At 65.5% G+C, this 5,754-nt stretch carries 8 protein-coding genes; 3 read left to right on the plus strand and 5 right to left on the minus strand.

Annotated features, from left to right (window positions below; genetic code table 11):
- On the minus strand, nucleotides 1–200 hold a 200-nt coding region (locus tag LH475_RS14470), incomplete at its 3' end, for a DUF488 domain-containing protein (RefSeq protein WP_366145578.1).
- A gap of 858 nt (nucleotides 201–1,058) precedes the next feature.
- Nucleotides 1,059–1,250 carry a hypothetical protein gene (locus tag LH475_RS02040; RefSeq protein ID WP_297412741.1) on the minus strand — a complete coding sequence of 64 codons (192 nt, stop codon included), beginning with the start codon at nucleotides 1,248–1,250 and terminating at the stop codon, nucleotides 1,059–1,061.
- A 97-nt stretch (nucleotides 1,251–1,347) separates the two neighbouring features.
- Between LH475_RS02040 and LH475_RS14475 the strand changes: the two genes are divergently transcribed.
- Both LH475_RS14475 and LH475_RS02050 read left to right on the plus strand, forming a co-directional pair.
- Nucleotides 1,348–1,851 carry a transposase gene (locus LH475_RS14475; RefSeq protein WP_366145579.1) on the plus strand — a complete coding sequence of 168 codons (504 nt, stop codon included), beginning with the start codon at nucleotides 1,348–1,350 and terminating at the stop codon, nucleotides 1,849–1,851.
- Nucleotides 1,852–2,095: 244 nt separating this feature from the next.
- Nucleotides 2,096–2,452 carry an HNH endonuclease gene (locus LH475_RS02050; protein WP_297412743.1) on the plus strand — a complete coding sequence of 119 codons (357 nt, stop codon included), beginning with the start codon at nucleotides 2,096–2,098 and terminating at the stop codon, nucleotides 2,450–2,452.
- 32 nt (nucleotides 2,453–2,484) lie between these two features.
- Here the strand turns inward: LH475_RS02050 and LH475_RS02055 are convergent, their stop codons facing one another.
- The gene (locus tag LH475_RS02055; protein WP_297412747.1) at nucleotides 2,485–3,804 is read right to left on the minus strand and encodes a TIGR00366 family protein; all 1,320 of its coding nucleotides are present in this window, start codon (nucleotides 3,802–3,804) and stop codon (nucleotides 2,485–2,487) included.
- Nucleotides 3,805–3,984: 180 nt separating this feature from the next.
- Here LH475_RS02055 and LH475_RS02060 point away from each other — a divergent pair, with 180 nt between their 5' ends.
- Complete coding sequence (locus tag LH475_RS02060; RefSeq protein WP_297412744.1) at nucleotides 3,985–4,863, plus strand: DUF429 domain-containing protein; 879 nt, start codon at nucleotides 3,985–3,987, stop codon at nucleotides 4,861–4,863.
- A gap of 189 nt (nucleotides 4,864–5,052) precedes the next feature.
- On the opposite strand, the gene LH475_RS02065 is transcribed toward LH475_RS02060, so the two are convergent.
- The gene (locus tag LH475_RS02065) at nucleotides 5,053–5,439 is read right to left on the minus strand and encodes a hypothetical protein (RefSeq protein ID WP_297412745.1); all 387 of its coding nucleotides are present in this window, start codon (nucleotides 5,437–5,439) and stop codon (nucleotides 5,053–5,055) included.
- A 47-nt stretch (nucleotides 5,440–5,486) separates the two neighbouring features.
- A partial coding sequence (locus tag LH475_RS02070; protein WP_297412746.1) for a hypothetical protein occupies nucleotides 5,487–5,754 on the minus strand: 268 nt, incomplete at its 5' end.

Below are 5,754 nucleotides of genomic sequence, written 5' to 3' on the forward strand. Positions count from 1 at the left end.
ACGGCCTCACTGCACATGATCGCCGGCGCCGAGTCATTTGCGACCTGCAGCAGCTCAGCAAGCCCTGAGTGAAACTCATCCGTCATCATGTAGTCGGCATAATCGCGGAATGCCTTGACCCTCCACGCACCGTTTGGACTTGGCACACCGGCAGGGGTATGCCTGCGACCGCCGAGGTCCCTGGCCCACCGGTAGGTCACGTCCGCAGGTAACGCACCCGCAATTGCGTCTTAGTTCCATTGCGGGAACTTCCGCGACGACGGAAACGAACGCACGTCAACCAGATCAGTCACTTCATTCGCATGCAGCATTGCAACCACCTCATCAAACCCGCGAGTGGAGTGACCGATCGTGAACACCCGCATGGGTGTACCGCCCTTCGTCATTGCACCCTGATCATTTGACCTTCGTCAACGCATCCGCTTTATGCATTGCCGCATGATCGGTCTTATCAGTCCCCTTCGAACTACTACCCCAGTATTGAGAAGGTCACGGATAGCTTTGGGACGCCAGGCGAGGACGTTCACTATGCGATCCCGTCGAGGCGCGTCGATGTGGGTGACCTGTTGACGTTTACCGCGTCAGCCTATAGCGCCGATGGAATACCCGTCATCTGGTACATCCAAATGACAAAGCGGTCTCAGTACGTCTCCACCATGCGAGACGAAGTAGATCGAGGGCATTCAGTAACGTTCTCTTTCCTGACGAAGGAAGACGACGTCAGCGAGAATTTCTACATTGGTGTGGTGATAGCGACCGGGTCAAGAATCCGCCGATTTGAGAGCCACGATGATGTGAGGTTCTACCGATATTAAGTGAGTTTGTCTTGGTTCAATGGGTAGTCTGCGACCGTGCATCATTCGGTCGCAGTCGATGAGGAGATGCCCAAAGTGCGTCTGTTAACGTTCCCCTGCGGGCACCCCTCTAAGTCGTGGAGCGCTCTCAAAACCGTGTCCGGGAGCTCCGTCAAAATCCACCCGCTGATCGTCTGCTCTGCGCGCAGCAGTATTCCTGCTGGTCCTGAAGCGGACGGGGTTGACTCGGTGACAGGGTCGTCTTCACGGACTGCCCCTCAGCCAGCCATTTGTGGTCTCACCGTTGATCGTGGCCCCAACCATTTCCACGATCATCTCGACCTTTGTACGGTCTTGCCACCCCGCTGCATCGGACTCATCGACGAACACGGACAAGTCCTGGGCTCCGCCTTGAGCCTTCAGCATGACGAAGAAGTCCCCGGACGCCCCAGTCATCCACAAATCGGACACCAACAGCTCACCAACCACCCGGAACTGATCATTCCACTACTGCTACAACGCGCAGGGCGCCGTCGATTCGGGTTACCAGGTCATCGTCGCGACCGAGTTGACGAATATCGGGGTCGATGTTGAACAGGTCCAGCCGATGGTCGAAAATACCCGGGCTTTGATGGGTGCCCTGCCCGGCCAGATCCTCTTCGATGCCGGGTACTGCTCGAACACGAACCTTGAGTACGCCAAGACGATCGAAGCGGCCACGGCCGGCGCGACCGAGATCTTCATCGCGACCGGCCGGGTCAAGCATGGTGGACGCGTCCGTGATGTCCCCCGCGGGCGGATCCCTGCAGACGCCACGCTGCGAGAACGAAAGGTTCGGAAACTGAAAACGAGAAGAGGCCGGGCGGTGTATGCCAGGCGCAAAGCGATCGTGGAATCCGTGTTCGGTCAGATTCACGCTAGGCAGGGGAAGTTCGTGCTCCTGCGCGGGTTGGAGCAGGCCCGGCACGAGTGGAATCTGATCGCGGGCTGCCACAACCTGATGAAACTCTTCAGTATGCAGACCCAAGCCGCACTCGCAGCCCCAGCCGGAACCTAAAGGGAACATGTGGGGCTGGAACCGCCCATCGCCATCCCAAACAAGTCAAACGCCGCCAGGCCCGCCCGGCGCGGGCTCTCCGCCCTCTCCCGGGAGCCGGTCGGGTGGTCCTGGGCGCGGGACGAGATCCTGTCGCCGAGGGCGCGGAGTCGGGAGAGGCGTTCGGCGGCGACGCGATGGGTGCGGTGCTTTCCGTGCATGCCTGCGGACTCCTCCGCCCCGGCATCCGCCTACGCTGAATCCCGTGCCCCATACGAACAGCCGCGCCGCCAAGGCGGCCCGTCGCCGCGCGCGGCGCATGGCGCTGGTCGAGCACGACCTGACTCCGGGGCAGTGGGCGACGCTGCGGCGGCTCTGGGGCGGATGCGCCTACTGCGGTGCGAGCGACCGCCCGCTGCAGCGGGACTGCGTTCAGCCGATCGCGCGCGGCGGGCGCTACACGCTCGACAACATCGTGCCCGCCTGCGGGCCGTGCAACGCGAGCAAGAGCAACGACGAGGTGACGAGCTGGATGCGTCGCAAGAAGCTCGACGAACGCCGCTTCCTGGTGCGGTTCGTCGAAGTGCGGGCGGCGCTGGCGCCAGGCGATGCGCTCACGTAGGTCCGCCGGCGCGCGCCACCCGAAGCGACCCGCTACCCAGCCCCCACGATCAGCATGGTCGCCGCGAATACGAGCCCCGAAGCCAGGAACGTCACGGTCGTGTAGCCCAGGATGTCGCGGATCTTCAGCCCGGCGATCGCGAGCAGCGGCAGCGCCCAGAACGGCTGGATCATGTTCGTCCACTGGTCGCCGTACGACACGGCCATGATCGCGACCGACGGATCGACGCCGAGACGCTCCGCGGCATCCAGCATGATCGGACCCTGCACGGCGAACTGCCCGCCTCCAGACGGCACGAAGAAGTTCACAAGTCCCGCGGAGAGCAGCGCGAGCAGACCGAAGGTGGCTGGCGTCGAGATGCCGACGAAGAAGTCCGAGAAGACGGCAATCAGGCCCGACCCGGTCATCATGCCGAGGATTCCGGCGTACAGCGGGAACTGCAGCAGGATATCGCCAACGTTCGACGCGGCATCCTTCACGAGCCTGATCAGCTCGAACGGGTTGCGCACCAGCAGGAAGATGAGGCCGAGGAACGTCCAGTTGACGATGTCGAGGGTCGGGGTTCCGCCATTCACGAAGTGGATGACGAGGTAGGCGACGAGCGCGAGCCCGATGAGCAGGGTCGGGATGCGGCTCGCGTCGAGCCGGTCGGCGGGCGTCACGACCTCGTCGGGCGCGGCATCCGCCTCGCGGGCGTCGAAGGCCAGCTCGAAGATCGGCGCGCCCTTGCGCGGGGCGACGAGGGTGAGCGCGAGTGCGACTACAACGATGGTCGCGACGGCAGCGAGGATGTTCCAGAGCGAGAAGGTGGTCTCGGTCAGCGGAATAGTGCGGCCGATCTGCTCGGCGAGGAACGAGCCCTCGGTCGCGGCGGTCAGCGGGCCCGATCCGGAGTAGCCCATGTGCCAGACGACGAAGCCCGAGTATCCGGCGGCGACGAGCAGCGGGAAGTGCAGCGCGACGCCGCGGCCGCGCAGCTGGGCGGCGACCTCCTTGGCGAGCAGCCCACCGACGACGAGGCCGAGGCCCCAGGTGATGAGCGAGGCGATGGATGCGACGACGAAGACGAACGCGTAGGCCTGCACCGCGTTGCGCGGCACGCCCCCGAGCTTGCTGAGCAGCCGCCGTACGAGCCGGGTGTTGGCGAGGGTGTGGCCGAGAAGGAGTACGAGCGCCATCTGGGTCATGAACGCGAGGAGGCCCGCGAGTCCGTCGCCCCAGCTGCGGATGACGTCGACAGGGCCGGTGTCGGTCAGGGTAAGGGCCAGGATGGCCACCAGGACGGTGAGCGCGATGACGAAGACGAGGGCGCTGGGGATGAATCTCTCGACGAGAGAGTTGATCGGCCGCATGAACGCCGCGACCAGTCCGGTCGCTCGTTTCTCGGTGCGTGATGACAAGGAAATCCCCCAGAATTGCTACGACGGTGTGGCTTCAGGGCATCTGCTCTGACTCTTGACGGTAACAGGGTGCTTTCAGGACGATCGCTTCGGGCCTCGATACGGCACCTTCCACTCGCACAGAAAGCGAACATGACCCACTACCTCGGCATCGACCTCGCGTGGGGCGAGGGCACCGCCAAGCGCCCCGCAAAGGAGACCGGCCTCGCGCTCATCGATGAGACCGGAACCGTGTTGCACGCCGGCTGGGCGCGCGGCATCGACGCGGTCGCCGAGTGGATCGTCGAGGTCGCGTCGCCCGCTGCGGTGATCGCGATCGATGCGCCGCTCGTCGTGCATAACGCTTCCGGCATGCGACTGTGCGAGCGGCAGGTCGGCATGGGCTACGGGAGCTGGCACGTTGCCGCGAACGCCAGCAACACCGCGCTGGGCTGGCAGGGCGGGGTGGCGTTGCGGACGAAGCTCGAGGCGCTCGGATTCGTCTACAGCGACGGCATCCACCCGCCCTCCCCGCTCGTGCGCACGATGTTCGAGTGCTACCCGTACACGACCATCGTTGGGATGGCGGAGCTGGGGTACGAGGAAAAGCGTCCCCGGTACAAGCGGTTCGACCGGTCGCTGCCCTCGGCGCTGCGGCGGCAGGCGCGGGCGGATGCCTGTGACGAGCTCATCCGGCGGATGGGCACGCTCGCCACGGCCACTCCCCCGCTGCACATCGCCTCGCACGAGGTGTCGCGCTCGCTGCTCGAGCCATCGCCGCTGGTCGATGCGGCCTACAAGCACCGGGAGGACATGCTCGACGCGGTGCTCTGCGCCTGGACCGCGTCGATCTGGCACCGGCACCGCGAGCGGGTGCAGGTGCTGGGCGTCGAGGACGTGCCGGATGCCGCGGGCCGGCGTGGGACGATCGTCGCGCCCGCCCGGGATGGGCAGCGGGTGGCGGGGAGGGTGATGCGGGTTCTGCGCGAGTCGGCGTCGCCAAAGTCGGAACTGGGTGCCGCGGGGTGGTGATTCAGGGTGCGGAAGCGGCTCGTGGCTGCCGGGTTCCGACTTTGGCGACACGGCGGGGGCGGTGCGGCAGTGCAGCAGTGGCCAGCGCCGCGACGCTCGCGCGGAGCGCACCAGCAACGCCCACGCGAGCGGAGCGCACCAGCAACGCTCGCGCGAGCTAGGCAGACCACCAGCGACCGCGCTCGGAAGCTACGGCTGCCGGTGCGGGTCGTCCCCCTCCGCGCTCTCGTGGTCTGCTTCGATCGAGTCGATCACGTGAGAGAGCTTTTCCGCGGAGGTGTCCGCCTCCGTCTGGGACATCGGCACGGCGACGGCACCCAGAGCGGGGAAGACCGGCATCGGGAAGCGGCTCTCTTCGGCGATGTCGACCGGGCCGTCGATCTCCGAGGTGACGAGTACGCTCGCCGAACCGAGCAGGATCGTGTGCACGTTGACCGTGCCGTCATCCTCGAGCACCGCGATATCGACGGCCACGCTCTTGGCCCACCGGTCCATCTGTGTTGCGTAGTCGAGCAGGGCGTCGGCGACCGCGCTCCCCGTGACGATCGATCCACCCGCGTGCGTGACCCTTTTCATTCTGGCCACGATAGACCCTCAAGCTATGACCACTTCGCCCCTTGCAATCAGGTCATAGCGCGCGTATGACCGGGCCGCCACGCGCGGCCGAACGTCTCGAAGCCGGCCCCCGCGTGTGGATCCATCCGCACAGACGGTCCGATCATCAAGGGCAACTGGGCCCGGCAGCCCAGCGTGTCCCCCGACGCTCCGCGGCACTGGGCCTTCGTTCCCCGCGGAACGGTCGAGGGCTTCGCCTCGCCGGAGAGAACGGCAACTTTGAGATTGGCGAGGGCTACGCGCTGCTCGTCAACGCGATCTGCGACTCGAATGGCG

This window comes from Cryobacterium sp. (genome assembly GCF_026786305.1).
Lineage (GTDB): Bacteria > Actinomycetota > Actinomycetes > Actinomycetales > Microbacteriaceae > Cryobacterium.

Bases quoted from the DNA above. Each gene is read 5' to 3' on its own strand.
- LH475_RS02040 (WP_297412741.1), bottom strand. From the start codon at position 1,250: ATGACTGGGGCGTCCGGGGACTTCTTCGTCATGCTGAAGGCTCAAGGC.
- LH475_RS02055 (WP_297412747.1), bottom strand. From the start codon at position 3,804: ATGCGGCCGATCAACTCTCTCGTCGAGAGATTCATCCCCAGCGCCCTC.
- LH475_RS02060 (WP_297412744.1), top strand. From the start codon at position 3,985: ATGACCCACTACCTCGGCATCGACCTCGCGTGGGGCGAGGGCACCGCC.
- LH475_RS02065 (WP_297412745.1), bottom strand. From the start codon at position 5,439: ATGAAAAGGGTCACGCACGCGGGTGGATCGATCGTCACGGGGAGCGCG.